This is a genomic window from Paenibacillus sp. J22P59, from assembly GCF_059383895.1.
In genome coordinates this window covers 310,421-329,991 of sequence record NZ_JBXENX010000003.1, presented here as the reverse complement: position 1 = coordinate 329,991, position 19,571 = coordinate 310,421, and the positions used below count along the sequence as shown (strand labels likewise).

The 19,571-nt window shown below is 47.4% G+C and carries 21 protein-coding genes and 1 tRNA gene; 7 read left to right on the top strand and 15 right to left on the bottom strand.

What is annotated here, in order from left to right; translation table 11 throughout:
- Window positions 1-3 precede the first annotated feature (3 nt).
- From gnd to AC50YO_RS06845, 5 genes are all read right to left on the bottom strand, one after another.
- On the bottom strand, window positions 4-1,416 hold the full coding sequence (gene gnd / locus AC50YO_RS06865; protein WP_494844886.1) for an NADP-dependent phosphogluconate dehydrogenase: 1,413 nt from the start codon (window positions 1,414-1,416) through the stop codon (window positions 4-6).
- A 251-nt stretch (window positions 1,417-1,667) separates the two neighbouring features.
- Window positions 1,668-2,264: a YkzI domain-containing protein gene (locus tag AC50YO_RS06860; protein WP_494844882.1), complete on the bottom strand. Its 597-nt coding sequence runs from the start codon at window positions 2,262-2,264 to the stop codon at window positions 1,668-1,670.
- 292 nt (window positions 2,265-2,556) lie between these two features.
- Window positions 2,557-3,711 carry an ABC transporter permease gene (locus AC50YO_RS06855; protein ID WP_494844881.1) on the bottom strand — a complete coding sequence of 385 codons (1,155 nt, stop codon included), beginning with the start codon at window positions 3,709-3,711 and terminating at the stop codon, window positions 2,557-2,559.
- Complete coding sequence (locus AC50YO_RS06850) at window positions 3,704-4,870, bottom strand: ABC transporter permease (RefSeq protein ID WP_494844879.1); 1,167 nt, start codon at window positions 4,868-4,870, stop codon at window positions 3,704-3,706. The genes AC50YO_RS06855 and AC50YO_RS06850 overlap by 8 nt, the downstream gene beginning before the upstream one ends.
- Before the next feature lie 14 nt (window positions 4,871-4,884).
- A complete protein-coding gene (locus AC50YO_RS06845) occupies window positions 4,885-5,829 on the bottom strand; it encodes an ABC transporter ATP-binding protein (RefSeq protein WP_494844876.1) in 945 nt (314 codons plus the stop codon).
- Window positions 5,830-6,010: 181 nt separating this feature from the next.
- On the opposite strand from AC50YO_RS06845, the gene AC50YO_RS06840 reads away from it, so the two are divergent.
- From AC50YO_RS06840 to AC50YO_RS06830, 3 genes are read left to right on the top strand one after another with little or no spacing between them, the layout of a single operon-like run.
- On the top strand, window positions 6,011-7,177 hold the full coding sequence (locus AC50YO_RS06840) for a sensor histidine kinase (protein WP_494844870.1): 1,167 nt from the start codon (window positions 6,011-6,013) through the stop codon (window positions 7,175-7,177).
- Window positions 7,178-7,182: 5 nt separating this feature from the next.
- Window positions 7,183-7,845: a response regulator transcription factor gene (locus AC50YO_RS06835; protein ID WP_494844866.1), complete on the top strand. Its 663-nt coding sequence runs from the start codon at window positions 7,183-7,185 to the stop codon at window positions 7,843-7,845.
- Window positions 7,846-7,879: 34 nt separating this feature from the next.
- Window positions 7,880-8,524 (top strand): YktB family protein, encoded by a 645-nt coding sequence (locus AC50YO_RS06830; protein ID WP_494844861.1) that lies wholly within the window; start codon window positions 7,880-7,882, stop codon window positions 8,522-8,524.
- A 48-nt stretch (window positions 8,525-8,572) separates the two neighbouring features.
- On the opposite strand, the gene AC50YO_RS06825 is transcribed toward AC50YO_RS06830, so the two are convergent.
- Complete coding sequence (locus AC50YO_RS06825) at window positions 8,573-11,599, bottom strand: efflux RND transporter permease subunit (protein WP_494844857.1); 3,027 nt, start codon at window positions 11,597-11,599, stop codon at window positions 8,573-8,575.
- A 232-nt stretch (window positions 11,600-11,831) separates the two neighbouring features.
- Complete coding sequence (locus tag AC50YO_RS06820; RefSeq protein WP_494845305.1) at window positions 11,832-13,031, bottom strand: MFS transporter; 1,200 nt, start codon at window positions 13,029-13,031, stop codon at window positions 11,832-11,834.
- 182 nt (window positions 13,032-13,213) lie between these two features.
- Between AC50YO_RS06820 and AC50YO_RS06815 the strand changes: the two genes are divergently transcribed.
- Both AC50YO_RS06815 and AC50YO_RS06810 read left to right on the top strand, forming a co-directional pair.
- Entirely contained in the window at window positions 13,214-14,683 is a 1,470-nt protein-coding gene (locus tag AC50YO_RS06815) for an aminotransferase class I/II-fold pyridoxal phosphate-dependent enzyme (protein WP_494844854.1), read from the top strand.
- A gap of 123 nt (window positions 14,684-14,806) precedes the next feature.
- Window positions 14,807-15,205, top strand: a complete 399-nt coding sequence (locus tag AC50YO_RS06810) for a DUF1885 family protein (protein ID WP_494844852.1) — start codon at window positions 14,807-14,809, stop codon at window positions 15,203-15,205.
- 69 nt (window positions 15,206-15,274) lie between these two features.
- Here AC50YO_RS06810 and AC50YO_RS06805 read toward each other — a convergent pair whose 3' ends face one another.
- From AC50YO_RS06805 to AC50YO_RS06795, 3 genes are all read right to left on the bottom strand, one after another.
- Entirely contained in the window at window positions 15,275-15,589 is a 315-nt protein-coding gene (locus tag AC50YO_RS06805; protein WP_494844848.1) for a DUF1292 domain-containing protein, read from the bottom strand.
- Between the two features lie 117 nt (window positions 15,590-15,706).
- Window positions 15,707-16,270, bottom strand: a complete 564-nt coding sequence (locus AC50YO_RS06800; protein ID WP_494844843.1) for a stalk domain-containing protein — start codon at window positions 16,268-16,270, stop codon at window positions 15,707-15,709.
- A 174-nt stretch (window positions 16,271-16,444) separates the two neighbouring features.
- Window positions 16,445-16,648 carry a hypothetical protein gene (locus tag AC50YO_RS06795; protein WP_494844840.1) on the bottom strand — a complete coding sequence of 68 codons (204 nt, stop codon included), beginning with the start codon at window positions 16,646-16,648 and terminating at the stop codon, window positions 16,445-16,447.
- 142 nt (window positions 16,649-16,790) lie between these two features.
- Between AC50YO_RS06795 and AC50YO_RS06790 the strand changes: the two genes are divergently transcribed.
- On the top strand, window positions 16,791-17,516 hold the full coding sequence (locus AC50YO_RS06790; RefSeq protein WP_494844838.1) for an MBL fold metallo-hydrolase: 726 nt from the start codon (window positions 16,791-16,793) through the stop codon (window positions 17,514-17,516).
- Between the two features lie 63 nt (window positions 17,517-17,579).
- On the opposite strand, the gene AC50YO_RS06785 is transcribed toward AC50YO_RS06790, so the two are convergent.
- On the bottom strand, window positions 17,580-17,831 hold the full coding sequence (locus AC50YO_RS06785; RefSeq protein WP_494844835.1) for a DUF3892 domain-containing protein: 252 nt from the start codon (window positions 17,829-17,831) through the stop codon (window positions 17,580-17,582).
- A gap of 122 nt (window positions 17,832-17,953) precedes the next feature.
- Entirely contained in the window at window positions 17,954-18,259 is a 306-nt protein-coding gene (locus AC50YO_RS06780; protein WP_494844832.1) for a hypothetical protein, read from the bottom strand.
- A gap of 92 nt (window positions 18,260-18,351) precedes the next feature.
- Here AC50YO_RS06780 and AC50YO_RS06775 point away from each other — a divergent pair.
- Window positions 18,352-18,426: transfer RNA gene (locus AC50YO_RS06775), tRNA-Val, on the top strand.
- Window positions 18,427-18,613: 187 nt separating this feature from the next.
- Here the strand turns inward: AC50YO_RS06775 and AC50YO_RS06770 are convergent.
- From AC50YO_RS06770 to AC50YO_RS06760, 3 genes are all read right to left on the bottom strand, one after another.
- A complete protein-coding gene (locus AC50YO_RS06770; RefSeq protein WP_494844830.1) occupies window positions 18,614-18,808 on the bottom strand; it encodes a helix-turn-helix domain-containing protein in 195 nt (64 codons plus the stop codon).
- A 245-nt stretch (window positions 18,809-19,053) separates the two neighbouring features.
- Window positions 19,054-19,386 carry a hypothetical protein gene (locus tag AC50YO_RS06765; RefSeq protein WP_494844827.1) on the bottom strand — a complete coding sequence of 111 codons (333 nt, stop codon included), beginning with the start codon at window positions 19,384-19,386 and terminating at the stop codon, window positions 19,054-19,056.
- Window positions 19,274-19,570, bottom strand: a complete 297-nt coding sequence (locus AC50YO_RS06760; protein WP_494844824.1) for a hypothetical protein — start codon at window positions 19,568-19,570, stop codon at window positions 19,274-19,276. Before AC50YO_RS06760 ends, AC50YO_RS06765 begins: the two co-directional genes overlap by 113 nt.
- Between the last annotated feature and the right edge of the window lies 1 nt (window position 19,571).

Genomic DNA, 19,571 nt, shown 5'->3' with positions numbered 1-19,571 from the left:
TTCTTAGGACTGCATCCAATTGAAGTGGAATGAGCCTTCTTTGTCTAGGCGCTTGAACGTATGTGCGCCGAAGTAGTCACGTTGTGCTTGCAGCAGGTTAGCTGGCAAGCGCTCTGTACGGTAGCTGTCGAAGTAAGCAATTGCGCTTGAGAAAGCTGGAACAGGCACACCGTTCGTTACGGCAGTTCCGATCACTTCGCGCCATGCGCCTTGGTAAGACTCGACGATGTTCTGGAAGTAAGGATCAAGCAGCAGGTTGCGCAGGTTAGGATCACGATCATAAGCATCCTTAATATTTTGCAGGAAGCGAGCACGAATGATGCAGCCGCCGCGGAAGATCATCGCGATGTCGCCGTAGCGAAGATCCCAGTTGTATTCTTCAGATGCCGCACGCATTTGAGCGAAGCCTTGTGCATACGAGCAGATTTTGCTTGCGAACAATGCTTTGCGCACCGATTCGATGAAAGCCGCTCTGTCGCCTTCGAAAGGCTTTTTAGCTGGGCCATTCAGCACTTTGCTTGCTGCAACGCGCTCTTCCTTCATTGCGGACAAGAAGCGAGTGAATACGGATTCTGTAATAATGGACAAGGGTACGCCCAGATCAAGCGAGCTTTGGCTTGTCCATTTGCCAGTACCTTTTTGACCAGCAGAGTCAAGAATAACATCAACCATAGGCTTGCCTGTCTCAGGATCATATTTGGAGAAGATGTCTGTCGTAATCTCGATCAGATAGCTGTCCAGCTCGCCTTTGTTCCATTCGGAGAAAATGCTGTGCAATTCTTCTGTGCTAACATCCAATACGTTCTTAAGCAGGTCATACGCTTCGCAAATCAGTTGCATATCGCCGTACTCAATTCCGTTATGCACCATCTTCACATAGTGGCCTGCACCGTCTGGCCCGATATAAGTGCAGCATGCATCGTCGCCCACTTTAGCGGAAATCGCTTTGAGGATAGGCTCAACGAGCTTGTATGCAGACTCTTGGCCGCCTGGCATAATGGACGGTCCTTTCAGAGCGCCCTCTTCGCCGCCGGATACACCAGTACCGATGAAACGGATGCCTTGCTCTTCCAGCGTTTTGCTGCGACGCTGCGTGTCAGGGAAATAAGCGTTGCCGCCATCAATAATGATGTCACCTTTATCCAGGTGTGGAACAAGAGAATCAATCGTTGCATCTGTACCTGCGCCTGCTTGTACCATGATCAGAATTTTACGAGGTGATTCGAGTGATTGTACGAATTCTTCGATTGTATAAGTAGGGACGAGGTTCTTGCCAGCAGCTTCCTGAACCAGATCATCCGTTTTCTCGCGGGAGCGGTTGTACACCGATACAGTAAAGCCTCTGCTTTCAATGTTAAGGGCCAAGTTTTTGCCCATGACGGCTAAGCCGATTACGCCAATTTGCTGTTTAGACATTTGGTTCTTCCATCCTTTGTTATTATATTTGGGTCACAATAGCTTTATATTACTCTTTTTGCACGGATAAGAAAACTATTTGCGCGGAAAATATCCGAACGCACTATCTGAATGCAAAAGTGACGAAGCCCGCATGGCAGAAGATTAGAGTGAAGTGTTCCTCTTCTGAAATAACGAAAATGACGGAGCAGATCTCATTCCTGCCCCGCCATTATGATTGTATGGTATCGACATTACTGACAAGCAAGCGCCTACAATTCTAATTGCAGCATTTCTGAGCGCAGCACAGCAAGCTTTTCTTTGGATTGCGCAATGCCCTCCTCATTGCTCTCCTGCAGTGCATCGAATAAAACGGTTAGTTCATAATCCAGTTCATAGCGCAATACCGCAGCTCTTTCCTCTGCTCTTTTGGACTGAAACGCTTTGATCATGTCTTCTATTGTTACGAATGGCTTCTTCTGATAAATAATCCGATGTTCCATACCGGACACCTCCACAAGTCGTATAATTTCACCGAACATGATGCTTTCAATGACGATTTGACGGTCTTTAATCCGTTTAACCACCGCATGTCCACGTGAATCATTAATCAGCTTTTCAAGCAGTTCAGATAGTTTCTCGTCCTTGATAATATAATCACCGACGATTTTATAGCGGCTCTTCATCCGCTGGAACCTTAGCTTTACGAGCTTGCGACCGGTACGTATTGAAATGAGAAACTGCCCCTCCGTTTCGCTCCAGTACAAGGAGTACCCTTCCTGAATAAGATCGCGGATGAGGTTTTGGATTTGCCGGCGGTCAAATCGCAGCTCCAAATTGCAATATTCGACTTCATGGCTTTTATTCACGGCAATCCCTCCCTTACAAACAGTTGACGAAATGTTCTGACAATTTGTTCTTACCCTATCTTATACTCCATCTTATGTAATGGCAACTTGGTTTATTGACTAATTTTCTTGATAATACCGTCTAAATCTAAAAAATAGGCCAAGCTGCCCAGATTCAGGAGCTTGACCTATTCAGAATGTACTTCTTTCTTAGCTTTTCGCACAAGAAATGACATACGCAAATGTTCTTCTAGCGGAAGCATTCTTCATTTCACGTACTGTAAACGCCCGCAGAGACTTTAATGCAGCTCCATCATTGTATCCGGTTAGGTCTTAGCACAGCTGCTCCAAAACCAATTAGTACTACAGCAAAGAGCAGCAGAATTCCTAATTGAAGCCCAATATCGGCTATGGACCCGCCCCCGCCCAAGCGATCAATCGCTTGGATCGCCCATTTCTGCGGCATGAAATTAGCCAGCTTTTGCAGAAAATCAGGCATGATGGACAACGGCCAGAAGCAGCCGCTAATCATGCAGGTAGGGGTGATGAACAAATTGCTGATTTGACCGAGCTGGGCACTGTTTTTCACAAAGCCTGCGATAAGCATTGCAAGCCCGACCGCTGCGAGCAGGAAGCATTCCAATACGAGCAGCAAAGCTCCGAAGGATACCCCCTGCATAAATCCAAATATAAAATAAGCGAAGCTGAGAATGATTGCCAGCTGAAAGGTGCCTACTAACAGGCTGCCCATAAAATTACCAATGGCAATATCAATAGCCCGAAGGGGCGCGGCATACATCCTTGCCATCGTTCGTTGCTCACGATCCTCCATCACGAAGCCGATTGACTGGCCGACCAGCAGCATCACGAACATCAGTATAATGCCTACCGTCTCGGGATGAGACAGCGTTTGTCCAAGCTTCATCACCTGTTCGGAGGCTGTCACTCTGCCGGCAGCCTGCTGATCCAGAAGCTTAGTCAACAGAGCTACATCCGGCTTGGCGCCCTGCTGCCCTCGCAGAAGGTCTGCTGAAGCCATCAGCTTATTCGCTTCCGACTGGAGCGATGCTGCTAGTGATATGTTCCATAGCTGCTCGTTCTTTCGAAATAAGAGAGCCTGAGGGCGCTCCCCTGCTAACATGCGCTCCGTATAGTCTGCTGGAATATAGACCGCTGCTCTTACCGTCCCTTCCAGCACAGCATCCTTGACCATTTGCTCCGATAAGCTTGCGTCGACATGCATCTCATATAAATTTTCCTTTGCGATGGCCTTCTCATAATAATCGCCTAAGGCTCCCTGATCCTGATTACTGATTATAATGGCAGCCTTCTGATCCCCTGAGCCAGATACGAGGCCCGTAATAACAGCCAGTAAAATCGCGGGGAGCAATAGGTTCAGTATAATGCCGCGCTTAGATCCAATCGTTCTTCTAATCAGATGTGCAGCAATAGGTATGCTTTTACGCACGGCCATTCACCACCTTCGGCAGCCGTAATCCTGCTAGTGCAAGCAAGACAACCGCAATAATAGCTAGCACTCCAACCTCATTCCACACCTGAGAGGAGTCGTTATCATACATCACTGTCCGCAAGATCTCATTTGCCCAATAATTGACCGTAAATTTGTCTACTCCAACCAGAATCTGATTGATTCCGGCCACCATTCCTCCAGATAAAAAGGTCATCGCAAAGGTAACAATTCCGAATATCGTCTGTGTTCCCTTGGCCGTTCCCGTGAATGAAGTTATCGTAATCGCGAGGCCTGCTCCAGACAAGGTCGTCAATACACATACCAACGCGATCATTCCGTACTGGCTGCCCCATTCTACGCCATACACCAACCCTGTAAAGCCAACAATAACAAGTGCTTGCAGCATCGCTAGCAGCATCATTCCCAGCACGATTCCGAGCACTACTTTACGAAAAGAAACGGGGATGGCATAAATGCGATGCAAGGTTCCATTTCTTTTCTGCTCAAGCAGCGACAAAGCTCCAGACATGCCTCCGAACAGTAAAAACATGATCAAATATGCAACCGAATAATACTGTATAGCAGATACCGCACCAAATGCCGTATTTTGACCAACTCCAAGCGTTCCAATTGCTATTAATCCCGAGCCATCCGCCGATTGCGCTTGCTGCTGCGTGGCTGTAGCTGACGTAGGACCTAGCGTCATGTGGGCCGCCTGCTGCAAATTGACCTCCATGAGGTAACTATCAATAATTGCTCTAGCAGCCATATTCTTATCCTCATATCGACCCGAGAAGGTCAACCACTGCGCCTCTTGCCCCGCCATAATTCGTTCTGAAAAGTCCGTCGGGACATATACGCCATAATCTACCTCGCCCTCCCGAAGCAGATCTTGCACCTCTTGCTCCGAGCTTGCAGCAACCAGCTTGAGATAGCGCTGTACAGTCTCTCCAGCCCAGAATGTATCCATTCCTGCACGCAGCGCTCCCTCATCAGCATTATAGAGCGCTACCTTTGCAGGCTTCACCTCTGTGCCAAATGCACTGCCTAATAGGACGATCAAAAGTAAAGGAAGTCCAAATAGAACAATAAGAACCGATTTCAATCGACTATACTTTATAAGCTCGTGGTAAGCCATTGTCCAGCATTCACGCATCTTGCCCATTCCTCCTATTCATCCCGTAAAGTGCGCCCGGTCAATTGTAGAAATAATGATTCTAGCGTGGACTCTTCACGCGTCATTTTTTGAAGAGCGACATTATGCTTATGCAAAATAAACAACAGATCCTGAAGAACGGTAGTAGACTCCTTCACGATGATCTCAAGCGTCCTGCCGTCGTCTCGCGTTCTTAATTGCTTCACAGCAGGATGCCCGCTAATCTCTGCCGAGGCTTGCCCCAATGGTCGATCTATCTCGAAGACCAGTTGCTCATCTACCCCTGATTGCCGTTTCAATTGCTCTGTCGTTCCACAGGCGATCAGCTTCCCTTTATCAACGATTCCGATTCGAGAGCAGATCGCTTCGATCTCCTCCATATAATGGCTCGTATAAATAATCGTTGATCCTAGCCTGTTCAGCTCTCTTACAGATTCCAATATATGATTGCGGGATTGCGGGTCAATTCCAACTGTCGGCTCATCCATAATGATGAGCTTGGGACGATGCATAATCGCACATGCGATATTCAGACGGCGCTTCATCCCCCCGGAGAAAGTAGCCGGCTTCTCCTTAGCTCGATCAAGCAGACCTACGAAGGCAAGAGCTTCATTAACCCGTTCTTGCCGCTCCTTCCCTGTCAGACCGTACAGCTTGGCAAAAAAAGTAACGTTCTCGTGCGCGGTAAGCGTCTCATATATAGCCAGCTCTTGCGGCACAAGACCAAGACGCCGCTTCACTTCTAAAGGCTGCTTGCGAATGGAGAAGCCTTCCAGTGTAATGTCCCCTGCGCTCATCTCCAGCAAGCCGGAGAGCATATGAATGGTTGTACTTTTGCCCGCTCCATTGGGACCAAGCAAACCGAAAATTTCCCCTTTTGCAATATCAAGATTCAAGTGGTTCACTATCATTGTCGTATCATACTTCTTCACTACCTCGCGAAAGTGCACCAACGTCATATGCCTCATCCTTCCAAAATGCTTTATATGAATTCAGTATATAACCCGCGCTGCTTGCAGTCAGGTCTATAAAGTCACCTTCTCAAGGTGACTAAAGTCATTTCTTCATGAGAAACCCATCTTTTGCTCCAGGCCAGTATGCTATAATAAAACAAATTCAGTAGTGCAGGAGAAACGCAGCATGCCTATTTCGCTTCACTCCATTCGAAGCTTGCTAGTGGTGGTACCGGCTATTGCCAGCGTTATGAGCATTGATACGCACGCTTACGCCCCCTATACAGTTTCTATTCTATTGGCGTTGGTTTTAATCAAAGCTGGGCATTGGTTTCCGCGAAGGGCGCCAGCTCTGCTGGCCATCGAAATGCTAGGCTTCGGAATTCTTTCTTATATATATGGCAATGTCTTATTCCTACTGTTATTTGCTGCCCTGATAGGTGCAATGGGCAGCCGCCCTTCTCGATCTGCAGGAATCGCATGGGTGAGCGGAGGAGGCGCCATTCTATTTGCAAGCCTAAGTCATAGAGCACCAGAAATTATACTGACAGCTCTGCTATTGTGGCTGTTAACGGCGGCGGTTCTCTCTGTTTTCAATGACCTGGAAGGGCGCCGTCACAAGACAGAGGACCTCTACGCCCAGCTGACCCATAGCCATGCGGAGCTGGAAGATGCCAGGCGCAGATTGCTTGATTACGCTTCACAAATCGAACAATATGCACAATCGGAGGAACGCAATCGGATCGCTAAGGATATTCATGATGATCTCGGTCACCGTCTAATCCGTGTCAAGATGATGTCTGAAGCAGCTCTGCATGTGTTCGATTCCGATACGACCCGCGCGCATGCCATTACGCTGCAAATTCGTGACCAGCTGCAAGATAGCATGGAGATTATGCGCCGAACCGTGCGCAAGCTGGCCCCTCCAAGCGCTAACGAATCTCGTAAATATGCGCTTGATCGATTAGTTATCGAAGCAGGAGAAGCACTGGGCATCGCAATCGAATTTGATATTCAGGGACCTCCGCGCCCGCTCTATCCCAGCTTGGAATTCATTCTTTATAAGAATGCACAGGAAGCTGTTACGAATGCAGTCCGACATGGCCATGCGACTATCGTATCCGTCATTCTAAGCTTTCAGAAAGATACTATTGCCTTGACTGTATCCAATAATGGCATTGTTCCAGGACCAATCATTGAGACGGGTCTCGGGATGCGAGGAATGAAAGAGCGAATCGCACTGATTGGCGGTACGTTGGAGTGGAACGCTGAGGAGCAATTTTCCGTGACAACGACAATGCCGCTGCTCGGTGACTATACACAATGGCCTGAAACAGCCGTCAAGGAGAGCTAGGAACGATGATCAACGTGCTCATTGTAGATGATGATCCTTTTATACGGGAAAGTATGCAGCTTATATTGGGGCTCGACAATGAACTGCAGGTTGCAGGGATTTGCGAGAATGGACGAGAAGCAGCCGAGTTCGTAAGCCATACGCCTGTCGATGTGGTGCTTATGGATATTCGCATGCCTGAATGCGATGGAGTTGAAGGCACCAAGCTGCTGCGAGAGCTAAGCACTCCGCCAGCCGTCTTAATTCTAACCACCTTTGACGATGATGATTATATTGCACAAGCGATTCGCAATGGGGCGAATGGCTACCTGCTCAAGAATATGTCGCCCAGCCGAATTATTAGCGGAATCAAAACCGTTCATGAAGGCTCACTCCTTATCCATCCCGATATTGCCCGCAAGCTTGCCGGCATGCTTGAGCCCTCTCGTGGAGATTCCATAGAGAGTACAGCTGTCTCTGCCGATACGTTAGCTTCTTATGGCTTGACCCACGCCGAGCAGCAGATTGTCCGCCATATCGCAGACGGGCAATCCAATAAAGAGATCGCTGCCTCTCTCTACCTGAGTGAAGGCACGATCAAAAATTATATTTCAGAAATATTGAACAAGCTGGCGCTGCGTGACCGCACGCAAATTGCTATCTTTTATTTGAAATTACCTAATAACTGAACCAGCAGACCGAACAAATAAGGAGTGAACATAAATGACAACGACACAGGTAAATCATTTTACAGGATTCGAGCAGGCGGATTTCGATACCTTTCAGATAGATGGGCTTGAAGAGCGGATGGCCGCCATTCAACAGCGAATACAGCCCAAGTTCCGTGCAATAGGCGAGCAATTAGTGGGAGACCTCGCGATTCAAGCGGGCAATGAAATGTACTTGCATATCGCGAGGCATGCCCGCCGCACAGTGAATCCACCCAAAGACACTTGGCTTGCCATATGCAATAACAAACGTGGGTATAAAGCACATCCTCACTTTCAGCTTGGCTTGTTCGATGATCATCTCTTCCTATGGTTTGCACTCATCTATGAAGCGCCGAACAAAGCCCGAATTGCTTCCGCCTATCTGAATCGGCTTGATGAGTTCATCGCCGCTATACCAAGCGATTATGCGATATCACTTGATCATACGAAGAAAGAATCGATGGCTGTGAGCGAAATGTCGCGAGCGGACTTTACCAATGCGCTAATCCGCTTTCGCGATGTGCAAAAAGCAGAGCTCTTGATCGGCCGACAAGTTCCTGCAGGCGATCTCCTGCTCAGCGATGGCGACGCTCTTCTAAACTACGCTAAAGAAACTTACACAACGCTTATGCCTTTATATCGACTGGCTTACGAATAAACGCAAGAAAGCTGCCGCCTCCCGGTTAGGGAAGGCGGCAGCTTTCTTTTAATTCATAGCCTCAGTCATACTGATCCGTTCACTCTCCTTGCTGTTGTGGCGCTGCTTCCGTGAAGTGCGGAAGAAGAACAGCTCGTATACGCAAGGGACTATGACCAAGGTCAGCAGCGTAGCTGCTACCAATCCGCCAATGACGACAATAGCAAGGCCTTGCGATACGATATTGCCTGACTCATGGGAGCCGAATACGAGCGGCAGCATGGCTGAGACGGTCGCTATTGCCGTCATGACGATCGGACGCATACGTGTCGACGCCGCTTCAATCAACGCCTCTCTTATCGTCATCGTCTCCTCGTTCTGCTTAACTCTATCAATCAGCACGATAGCATTCGTAACAACGATGCCAATTAGCATCAATGCTCCGAACATCGCAGTTACATCCGGGGTAACTCCTGATATTAAGAGTCCGATTACAGCGCCAATCGCAGCGAGCGGCAGCGAGAACAGAATAGCCAGAGGTGCGCGAAGCGTCTTAAATGCCAGCACCATAATCAAATACACGATACCAATGGAAATAAGAGCTGTAAGGCCAAGATCAGCGAAATCACTCGACTGGTCTGCAGAAGCGCCTCCCACAGCCACACTTACTCCATCAGGAAGCTGTAGAGAATTAGCTTGCTTTGTAATTAAATTGCCGACAACAGACAGCTCGCTCGGTTCTACATCCGCAGCTACACGGACATAAGCTTTGCCGTCCTTATGGTAATACAGGCTTGGCTCTTCCGTTCTGACCAGCTTAGCTACATTCGATACGGCAACAGGCCCCGCTTCCGTCATTACTAACAGTTGCTTCAGATCCGCTTCCGAATCCGGTTGAACGATAGGCTGAAGCAGTACTGGCGTAGCACGGTCATCCATCTCGATTGAGCCCAGCGGAACGGGATTGATCAAGCTTTGCAGCTGCGAGGCAATCTCTTGCCCCTTGGCAAGCGTAGAATCCACCTCAAAGGCATAGACAGCCTTCTTCTCCTCTTGATTACTCTTTACCTTAACTACTCCTTCGAGCGGCTTAATTGCCGCAATCAGCTTCTCGGCAGTTTCAGCCAGCTCGACCGGATCTTCCCCTATCACGTCAACATAGACTTGTGAGGAGCTGCCTCCCATCATCAAATCAATTGCATATACATCAATCGCCGCATTGTATTTCTGGTTCTTCTGGGCTTTAACACCCTCCATGAATGCATCCGCATCCACGTTCTCATGTAAGTCTACGAGATAAGTAACCAGCGTTGGCGATGATACTGCGCCAAACTTCGCCATATCAGAGCTGTTGCCCAGAGACATATTCACCCATTCTACATCCTTGTTCCCCGTTAAATAAGATTCAAGCTTCATGCCTTCCTCTACGACTGCATCATGCGGCGTATCGCTGGGAAATTGCAGTGACACGTTAACGCTCTCTGCACTGGAAGAATCCATCGCTCCCTTAGGCATTACCGCATAAGTCCCTAATGATCCCGCAAGTAAGACAATGGATACGAGCAGCGGCACCCATTTATGCTGCAAATTCCAGCGAATGAAGGACTCAAACATACGGGAGCCTGTATGTGGCTTCTCCTTCGTGCCGCGCAGCAGAATCGCACTAAGCAGCGGCACCACAGTCAGAGCGACCAGCAGCGAGGCAAGCAGCGAGTAAGCGACCGTGAGGGCAAATGGAAGCAAAAACGATTGCAAAGAGCCACGCAGCAGCCCCATTGGCAAAAATACGGCAACCGTCACCAAGGTCGATGAAGTAATCGCTGAGGCTACTTCCTTTGTCGCATCAGTTATTACGAGGATCGAGAAGGGCTCCTTCTGCAATCTTCGATAAATGTTCTCGATCACGACGATACTATCGTCGACCAGCCTGCCTACTGCTACTGCAACCCCTCCAAGCGTAATAATGTTCAAAGATACGCCTGATAGCTGTAATAAATACAACGTAATTCCGAGCGACAAAGGAATGGATACGATCGTAATAATCGTCGCCTTAATATTGCGCATGAATAATAGAATAACAATTGTCGCGAATAAAGCTCCTAGCAATACTTCTCGCAGCATACTATTGACGGAGGAAGAGATAGACTCTGACGTACTAAGAAGTACAGCAGCATCAATCCCTTCTATTTCTTTATTTAATCTTTCCACCGTCTTTTCAATATGATTGCCTGTCGTTACCGCATTTGCTTCCGCTGATTTGGAAACTGTAAATATAATGGCATCCTTGCCATTCATGCGGTTGATGCTCTCTTGATCCTTGGCAAGCTCCACGCTAGCGACATCCTCCAGACGAACACCAGATGCAACAGGCAGCTTGCGGAGCGTTTCTATATTACGAATTTGATCGTAAACGTTAATGTTAGCGGAAGCTCCCTCGATTGTGCGCTCCCCAACAGAAGCTGCCACCCCTCGACCTTGCAGCACGCCCATAAGCGTCTGGACCGGCAGCCCTTTCTCAGAGAGCTTGTCAGCTAATGGAGTAACATGGATCGTTGCTATCGACTTACCGACAACACTGACAAGGCCAGCCCCTTCAGACTTTTGCAGCTCTGCTGTCACCTGCTTAAGCTTCATTTCTTTTGCTTGCTCACTCAAGCCGTCCGCGAACGTCAAGGTCACCCACGAAATCGGAATCATCGACGTATTTTGTTGAATGACGAACGGTTTCATAACGCCCGCTGGAAGCTGCACCTGCGAGAGCGCTCTTTCCACCTCCTCTTTCGCTTCCTTCATATTTGTCTTCGAGTCATAATTCAGATTAAGCTCTGCATATCCGTTACCCGAGGTAGAGAACATTCCGCTTTTCCCTGTCATTAAGGAAAGCGCCTCCTCCATCGGATTAGTAACCAGCTTCTCCATCGTCTTAGCGTCCAGGCCTGGTCCAATCGTTACCACTCGGACCTGCGGATTATCAGCCGCTGGAAGGAATTCCATCGGCAGCTTCAAATAGCTGACAACCCCCATAACCAGTGACATGATGACGATCAGTATGACGGCCGCCTTATTTCGGAACGACCATTCTGTTAATCTACTCATTTTTTCCCTGCTCCTTCTCCTTGTCGGATTGCTTTGTTTTCCTGTATAAAGCATAAGGCTTGGAAAAGTATTGCAAAAACGTCTGGAGACCGCTCTTTGCTCTGGCCTATGGTCGGAGACTCGCTCCGACTAGAGTCGGAGCGAGAGATTTCTATCCGCAACAAAAAAAGTGCTGGTACAGGGATCATTTCCCTCTACCAGCACTTTTAAAGGTAAATATGAACTTTAATCGTTAATCGTTATTGCCTGCAACCGCAGTTTGTTCCTGTGACAGCCGAACGTCCATACGACGGAAGCCGACTAGCAGCAGCAACGCCGCAAGACAAAGCACTCCTCCAGACACATACGGCAAGCCTAGATTAAACGTAAATAAAAATGTACCGAACAGAGGTCCTGCGATACGTCCAAGGCTGTCCATAGAAGAGCTTAGTCCAGAAGCAACACCTTGTCCTACTGTTGTTTTTTGGGTAATGAGCGAGGTCACGCATGGACGAATCAAGGCATTCCCTATACCGAATACAGCGAGGGATGCCGTTGCCCACCATAAAGAATGCGCACCCAGCAGCATAAAAAAGCCGATTGCTGAGATAATGAGCCCGATCGCTATATACTTAGGCTCGTCACCCTTCTTAATTTTGCGGCGTACAAAACCGCCTTGAACCAAAGCGCCCACAAGGCCGCACACGAAAAATAAGATACCGACTTGAAGCGGCGTTACAGCAAAACGGACCATCCCGAAAATTTGCAACGTTGCTTCGAGTCCCGCAAGCGTAAAGGTCACAAAAAAAGCAAGTACATATAAGTATTTGAGCGGCCCGGTAAAGGCTGACCAGCGCGATATGCGCGGCTCTGACGATTGGCGCCTATTCTCAGGCGTCAGCGATTCCTTAAGCTTCGTGATCGCCAACACGAAAGTAATAGCTGCCAAGGCAGAAGCGACATAGAACGGTGTCTCTAAGGAGACCAGACTTAGCATCCCGCCAAAGGCAGGGCCGAACGTGAAGCCAAGACCAATCGACATGCCCACAAAGGCCATTCCCTTCGTCCGATGCTCCTTCGGTGTAATATCTGCGACATAAGCCACGATTACCGACGTAACCGCTCCAGAGAACAAACCGCCAAGAATACGTGATAAATACATGAGCATCAAGTTACCGGAGGATAGCCCGAACAGCAAGAAGCTAATCGAAAACCCAACTACCCCAACTAATATAATCGGCCGTCTGCCTATTCGGTCGGACAGCCCTCCCCAATAAGGAGAGAGAATAAATGATACTGCCGAGTATACGGCGAGCATGAGGCCTGTATGCTTCTCAAGGCCGCCTGGATCGGTCGCTTTAATGATCTCGGGCATAACCGGAATGATAATCCCGAACCCGATGAACGTCGTCATAAGAATAGCGCTAACTAAGTATATTCGTTTATCTTTCATATCCATTTCACCCCAACTTTTATCGTACCATAATAGGCTGCAGCTTAGTTATGAACAAATAAAGAACAAAATAATGACCTGTTTTTTAAAAATGACGCTTGCATTCCAACTTGTATTTGCTATACTCAACTTTGTTTGTACATGTATATTAGATGATATTCGAAAGGCAGGGATATACAACGATGGATCATAATAAAACCCCGCTCTTCACCGCGCTCCGCCGCCATGCGGAGAACGACCCGGTTCAATTTCATATACCCGGACACAAGAAAGGCCTCGGCAGCGATTCTGAATTTCGCGAATTTATCGGTGACAATGCTTTGTCTATCGATCTTATCAATATAGCTCCGCTTGATGACTTGCATCAGCCGACCGGCGTTATTGAAGAGGCACAACAGCTGGCAGCCGATGCATTCGGTGCCGATTATACCTACTTCTCCGTTCAAGGAACGAGCGGCGCGATCATTACTATGATTCTGACCGTATGTGCGCCCGGCGATAAGATTATCGTACCGCGCAACGTTCACAAATCGATCATGGCTGCTATTATTTTTGCCGGAGCAAGGCCTGTGTTTATCTCACCGGCTAGAGATGCTAATCTTGGTATTGACCACGGCATTACGACTCAATCCGTCAAGCGAGCGCTGGACAAGCATCCTGATGCCAAAGCTGTTCTCGTTATTAACCCGACCTATTACGGCTTCTGTGCCAATCTGAAGGAAATCGTTGATCTGGTACACAGCTTTGATATCCCAGTCCTTGTTGATGAAGCACATGGCGTTCTCATTCATTTCCATGAGAAGCTGCCTATGTCAGCGATGCAAGCTGGAGCGGATATGGCGGCTACCAGCGTTCACAAGCTAGGAGGCTCCATGACGCAAAGCTCGGTGCTCAACGTCCGCAAGGGACGCGTGAACCCGCATCGCATACAAACGATCATCAGTATGCTGACGACGACCTCTACCTCTTACATCCTGCTGGCATCCCTTGATACATCAAGACGCAACCTTGCGATGAACGGACATGCCATAGCGGAACGCGCGATTAGCCTTGCTCAATCCGCAAGAGAGCGAATTAATCAAATTCAAGGCCTCTACTGCTTTGGTGAAGATATTCTAGGCGGTGAAGCAACCTATGACTATGATCCAACGAAGGTCGCTGTCCATGTTAGACATCTTGGCATTACCGGCTACGAGACGGAAAACTGGCTTCGAGACCACTACAATGTGGAAATCGAGATGAGTGATATGTATAACATTCTTTGCCTAGTTACGCCAGGTGATACCTCGGACTCCGTCAATAAATTGCTGGAGGCTCTTCAAGGACTGTCCGATGCCTTCCATGAAGGAGCCGAAGCTCGCGAGCTTATTGTGAAGATACCTGATATTCCGCAGCTTTCCTTAACTCCTCGGGATGCTTTCTACGGTGAGACAGAGGTGGTGCCTTTCAAGGAATCCGCAGGTCGTATCATTGCCGAATTCATCTATGTCTATCCCCCTGGTATTCCTATTCTACTGCCAGGAGAGGTCATCTCGCAAAATAACATTGATTACATCGTAGATCATGTTGAGGTGGGCCTGCCGGTCAAAGGACCAGAGGATCGCAGCATTCAATTCGTCAAGGTAATCGTCGAAGAAAACGCTATTTACTAATTTTCAAGCAAAACGCCAGTTGCTGGCCCTTTTTAAGGGCTATCAATCGGCGTTTTTATCATTTATCCCACATATTGTAAAGAAAGAACCTCTCATGCTATGATGTTGATGGAGGTGGGATGAATGAGTCAAAGCGCTTTCATCAAGCTTGTGCAAGGGTCCGCTGTCAGCGAGCTGCCGCTCACGCTGTTAAAAGAAAAGCTGCTGCATTACCGAGACCAGACTGCTCTTACCGGCAGCCAGTTGGATTGGGATTATGCGGAGGCTGCCTTTCCCTACACCATCGAAGATAGACAGGATGATCGTTGGTTTTACCTACAAGGAACGAATCCACTATATAAGTACATTATTTTTGGTACCGGCGAAGAAGGCCCTTCCAGCATACAGGTTGTTCTTCCGGAAGAAGCAACTCATGGGGATAAAGCAAAGGCCAATGAATTATGCAAATTTATAGCGAAGCAACTGCAAGCCGAGCTGATTCTATTCAATGGTCGAACGATTCATTATAATCCGCGCAAATAGAAAAGAGCACCTGCCCTTATCGTATAGCTCATCGCTATCCACTTGGGCAGGTGCTTCTTATTGCCGCGATTACTCGCCTTTGGCTTCGTTCTCTGTACGCGCAATTTCCTCGTAGATCGCTGTTACGCGATCCCACTCTGCGTCATCTTCGATACCAACAAGAAAGGCTTCGTCGTTCTCTTCTTCAATACGGAAAATAACGCCGTCCGCTTCTGGATCATTACGGTCCAGCAGAACTGCGTACCCATTGTCTTCTGATTCAAACGTATACACCATGACCATTTCGCGATCCTGGCCCTCGTCATCCGTTACTATGAACACACTCTCTTCATGCTCGTGGTCATGTCCGCAGCCGCAGTCTTCCCCATGCTGATGCTCACTCATGCGATTACCCCATTTCAGTTCAATATACATACCTAAGTATCGTACCATGAGGATGTACTTCGGTCAAACGAAAACACCCTTGTATCCTCTACGCAGGATCAAGGGTGCAGCCGTATTTTATTGCGAGGTAATATACTTGTCAGACACGACTGACCAATCATCGGAAGAGTTAATTTTCATATAAAATCGGACCACGTATTTGCCACCCTGATCGAAATTATATTTAATATCATCAATTGTGTACCAGAAGTTATCCTTGGACGTATTGATATTCTCCGATTTGATCGTCTTCTCGGTGCCCGACGGATCAGTAATCGTTACTTTGACAGAGGATACATCTGTCGTTAAATTATCAATTTGCGACAGCAACGTGAACGTATACCGACTGCCCTTGTCTACACTTCCGAACATCTTCTTGTCTTGGAACAAAATCATGTGCACATTAGGCTTATATAAAGTCGCTTTTTTGCTCTGATTGTCCCAGGTCACTATGGCTTGCAAGCCATCCACAACCTGCCGCAGCGGCAAGTAGGTTTTGTTGTCAATAATAACGCCATTCTCATCCAACTCTTTATTGTTAACGATGACACGCACCTTTTGTGATGCTGAATCCGCAAACAATAATGTCCCCCCACATAATGACAGTACGAGGAGCAGCGTGGCTACTTTTCTGAACTTCATCGATGAATACCCTCCATCCGGTTTGTCTGGATGCTAGGTTATACTCGTCATGCTGCTCAAAGTTGCGCTAATCCGTAAACTTTTTTTCAATTGGGAAACAAGCTAACAAGTCTCTTCTATTGCTGGTGTCATTTCTTGTTGAATGCTGCGCTTGCCCGGGAAATGATAAGCCTATTAACCATAAGTGCGAGTGAGAATACATGGAACGCCTTTTCCTACTGAACCGGGCTCGCTCATCCGTTCCCGATAGCTAATTCCTCTCTCACATGGCGTCTTGCAAGCAAGACATGTACTGGATAAAACCAGCTTGTAATGGAACTGCTTTCTGTCGCTTGTCACCGTTTTTTTCTTGGTTGCTTTTCCTTTGCCTTTGCTCATAATGCTCTGCCCCTCCCTGCCGAATACTGCTGCTCGCATTATATGTAAGGAAGGGCGAATGTGCATCTACATTTGTTCGGATACTGACAATTATGATACATTGGATATATTCGTAAAATACTTTCTAGGCGGGTGGTCTCCTTTGAATATTCAGATGCTCGGAACAGGCAGTGCTTTTGCCAAAAAGTATAATAACAATAATGCTCTTATAGAGGTTAATGGCTTCCGTTTGCTCGTTGATTGCGGCATTACTCTTCCTAGAGCCTTGCATGAATCCGACAGGTCCTTCTCTGAGCTGGATGCGGTACTGATCAGTCATATTCATGGCGATCACGTGGGGGGGTTGGAGGAGTATGCGTTCCAGATGATGTTTCTCTACGGCAGGAAGCCTGTTCTTTATATAGCCTCTACCTTGGTAGAGCCCTTGTGGGAGCAGACCCTAAGAGGTGGCTTAACACAGGAGCCATTAATGGCATTAGAGGATTTCTTCGAGGTCAGGCCGCTTGAGGAAGGCGTGGAGACTGAGATCCATCCGGGATTAAATGTTCAGCTAATTCGTACGGATCATATTCAAGGGAAAGACAGCTATTCGTTCATTTTCAATAAGCAATTCTTCTACTCTGCTGATATGAAGTTCAATGGAGAGCTGCTGCAAGATCTAGTTGACCATGGCGTTCAAACCATATTCCATGACTGCCAGCTGCAAGCGCCAGGGGTTGTGCATGCCAGTCTAGAGGAGCTGTTGACACTTCCTGCGGCCATTCAAGAAAAAACTTGGCTTATGCATTACGGCGATACGATGGAGGATTATAAGGGCAGAACTGGTGCTATGCAATTCGTAGAAGAGCTTCGCACTTATACCTTTTAATAGAAAGAAGCGAGCATTCACAGGCCTCATGCACTGCGAATGCTCGCTCCATTCCAGCTTATGCTAGAAGAGTGGAAGCTGATCCAAATTATTCGTCGGGTCTCCATCCGCATCTCCACGAATGTACAATTCTCCATCCCGCCCTTTGAATGCATTTACGCCAGCGATATGACCGGCTTGCACCTCTTGCAATGCGGTTTGATAATCAAGCACGCGACCAGATGATGTTTTGAACGAAGTCAGGTCTCCATCCCCGTTCTTTTGTACCGCTACGATTTGTTCCCTTTGGTCATTCGAATACTCATTCGGACTCAATTGGATTCACTCCCCTGTCTGTTGTTGGCAGGCCAAGGAAGCTTCACCCGGCTCTTCCACTATATTCAACAGGTAGCCTATCCATTATTTCAAAAGACTATGCGTATATTAGCCAGTATTGCTTATTTTTTGGTCCCATCAGATCCCAGCTTCCGTCTCCATACAAACTGCTGATCATAGGCCAAAGTATCTTTCACAACGAACAGTGCCACATATCCGCATACCGTTCCAACAATACCAAATAACCCTAATAGCCAAAGTGCTAAATAAGCATACTCCTCCGCCAAGCAATCTCCCCCTTGTATTTCGCAGCTCCAAGAATTCATTAGGAATCGGATAACCCAGCTTGCTATCGAGAGCGTATACTTCTGTACTTTTACACCTATGCGGAGGAATGGCTGATTATGTTTATGTATCCACCATGTCATTAACTATTTATAAGACTAATCAATGAACTGAATTTCCCCAAAAATTATTCTTGATTTTTATATTATTCATGTGATATTATATATTTCATTGAAGGCTGGTAGCTCAGCGGGAGAGCACTACCTTGACAGGGTAGGGGTCATGGGTTCGATCCCCATCCAGCCTACCATACTTAAATTCCCGAGAACCCTTGGTACATAAGGGTTCTTTTCTTTTTTATATCATCTTACAAGTCACTGTAGTTTCCTCAAAACCACCTGTTGATACGAATTTGATACGAATCCACTTTTGATACGAATAAATAAAATAGCAAACGCTTATAAGCCCTTGCTATCTACTCCTGATAAAACATTTAGCTATGTTCCCTCTAACCAATTCCTAAAAACTAATTTACTGATATATAATTCCCTACCTGCCTTCGCGACATGAAAGGGAGGATCGTTCAAAAACTCATATGTTTTCTTCAGTCCCATTTTCATAATCTGTTGTATATGCTTGGGTCGCAATGTCATCGGATATTTATCCCAGTCTGTTTCAATTTCATCTTCCACCCTGTTCACTCTCCTTTTTCATAGACGTTTACAAGTCTTCACATTCTATTAACACTGCCAGCCGTAAATTCAGCGCCAGCTTATAAAAGCATTCCAGCGATATTCCGCATACTTCGGCTGGCTGATCGGCGGCTGAAACTCAAAGTTGAATACCTTTTGATCGGTTATATAAGGTGCGTCCTCTGCCATATATCTCCTTTCAATCAGGAATTTCTCCATACGTGGCAGCCTGTTAATCGCTCATTCTATACACGCTCACAGTAAGCCCTCCGTGCATCCTGGGCATCAACATTACGCGTTGCGATATCACCTGTCTGGTCGCTTGTCGTACCTGTATTGCCCCTTGGCATATCGCTGTAACTCGCAGTCATGCAGGCTTCCCGTTTAAATATGCTCCATGCGACTAATATCCAAAACACTATGCAGCATGCTACGCCTGCTATGAGGAATGGGCTCTTCCGAACCTTACCACTTGTCATTTCCGTCACCCGACTGCTGATCCTCGCCGTCTTCTTCGAGATCGTCATTATCTTCTTCTTGATCGGGCTCGTCTTGCTCGTCTTGCTCGTCTTGCTCATCTTGCTCCTCCTGGTGTTCATCGTCCTCATGCTCAGCATCGGATTTTTCCGCATCATGATCGTTGTCTTCAGATTGGCCTTCTTGAGCGGAATCATCTGGAGCGTCCTCTTCCGATCCTTCATTAACATCACCAAAGCTTAACTGCTGGCCTTCGTCTTCATCCGGTTCTACGTTGCCCTCCACG

Coding starts and splice junctions, on each gene's coding strand:
- gnd (WP_494844886.1), bottom strand. CDS start 1,416: ATGTCTAAACAGCAAATTGGCGTAATCGGCTTAGCCGTCATGGGCAAA.
- AC50YO_RS06850 (WP_494844879.1), bottom strand. CDS start 4,870: ATGCGTGAATGCTGGACAATGGCTTACCACGAGCTTATAAAGTATAGT.
- AC50YO_RS06845 (WP_494844876.1), bottom strand. CDS start 5,829: ATGACGTTGGTGCACTTTCGCGAGGTAGTGAAGAAGTATGATACGACA.
- AC50YO_RS06840 (WP_494844870.1), top strand. CDS start 6,011: ATGCCTATTTCGCTTCACTCCATTCGAAGCTTGCTAGTGGTGGTACCG.
- AC50YO_RS06835 (WP_494844866.1), top strand. CDS start 7,183: ATGATCAACGTGCTCATTGTAGATGATGATCCTTTTATACGGGAAAGT.
- AC50YO_RS06830 (WP_494844861.1), top strand. CDS start 7,880: ATGACAACGACACAGGTAAATCATTTTACAGGATTCGAGCAGGCGGAT.
- AC50YO_RS06825 (WP_494844857.1), bottom strand. CDS start 11,599: ATGAGTAGATTAACAGAATGGTCGTTCCGAAATAAGGCGGCCGTCATA.
- AC50YO_RS06820 (WP_494845305.1), bottom strand. CDS start 13,031: ATGAAAGATAAACGAATATACTTAGTTAGCGCTATTCTTATGACGACG.
- AC50YO_RS06815 (WP_494844854.1), top strand. CDS start 13,214: ATGGATCATAATAAAACCCCGCTCTTCACCGCGCTCCGCCGCCATGCG.
- AC50YO_RS06810 (WP_494844852.1), top strand. CDS start 14,807: ATGAGTCAAAGCGCTTTCATCAAGCTTGTGCAAGGGTCCGCTGTCAGC.
- AC50YO_RS06805 (WP_494844848.1), bottom strand. CDS start 15,589: ATGAGTGAGCATCAGCATGGGGAAGACTGCGGCTGCGGACATGACCAC.
- AC50YO_RS06800 (WP_494844843.1), bottom strand. CDS start 16,270: ATGAAGTTCAGAAAAGTAGCCACGCTGCTCCTCGTACTGTCATTATGT.
- AC50YO_RS06795 (WP_494844840.1), bottom strand. CDS start 16,648: ATGAGCAAAGGCAAAGGAAAAGCAACCAAGAAAAAAACGGTGACAAGC.
- AC50YO_RS06780 (WP_494844832.1), bottom strand. CDS start 18,259: ATGACATGGTGGATACATAAACATAATCAGCCATTCCTCCGCATAGGT.
- AC50YO_RS06765 (WP_494844827.1), bottom strand. CDS start 19,386: ATGAGCAAGACGAGCAAGACGAGCAAGACGAGCCCGATCAAGAAGAAG.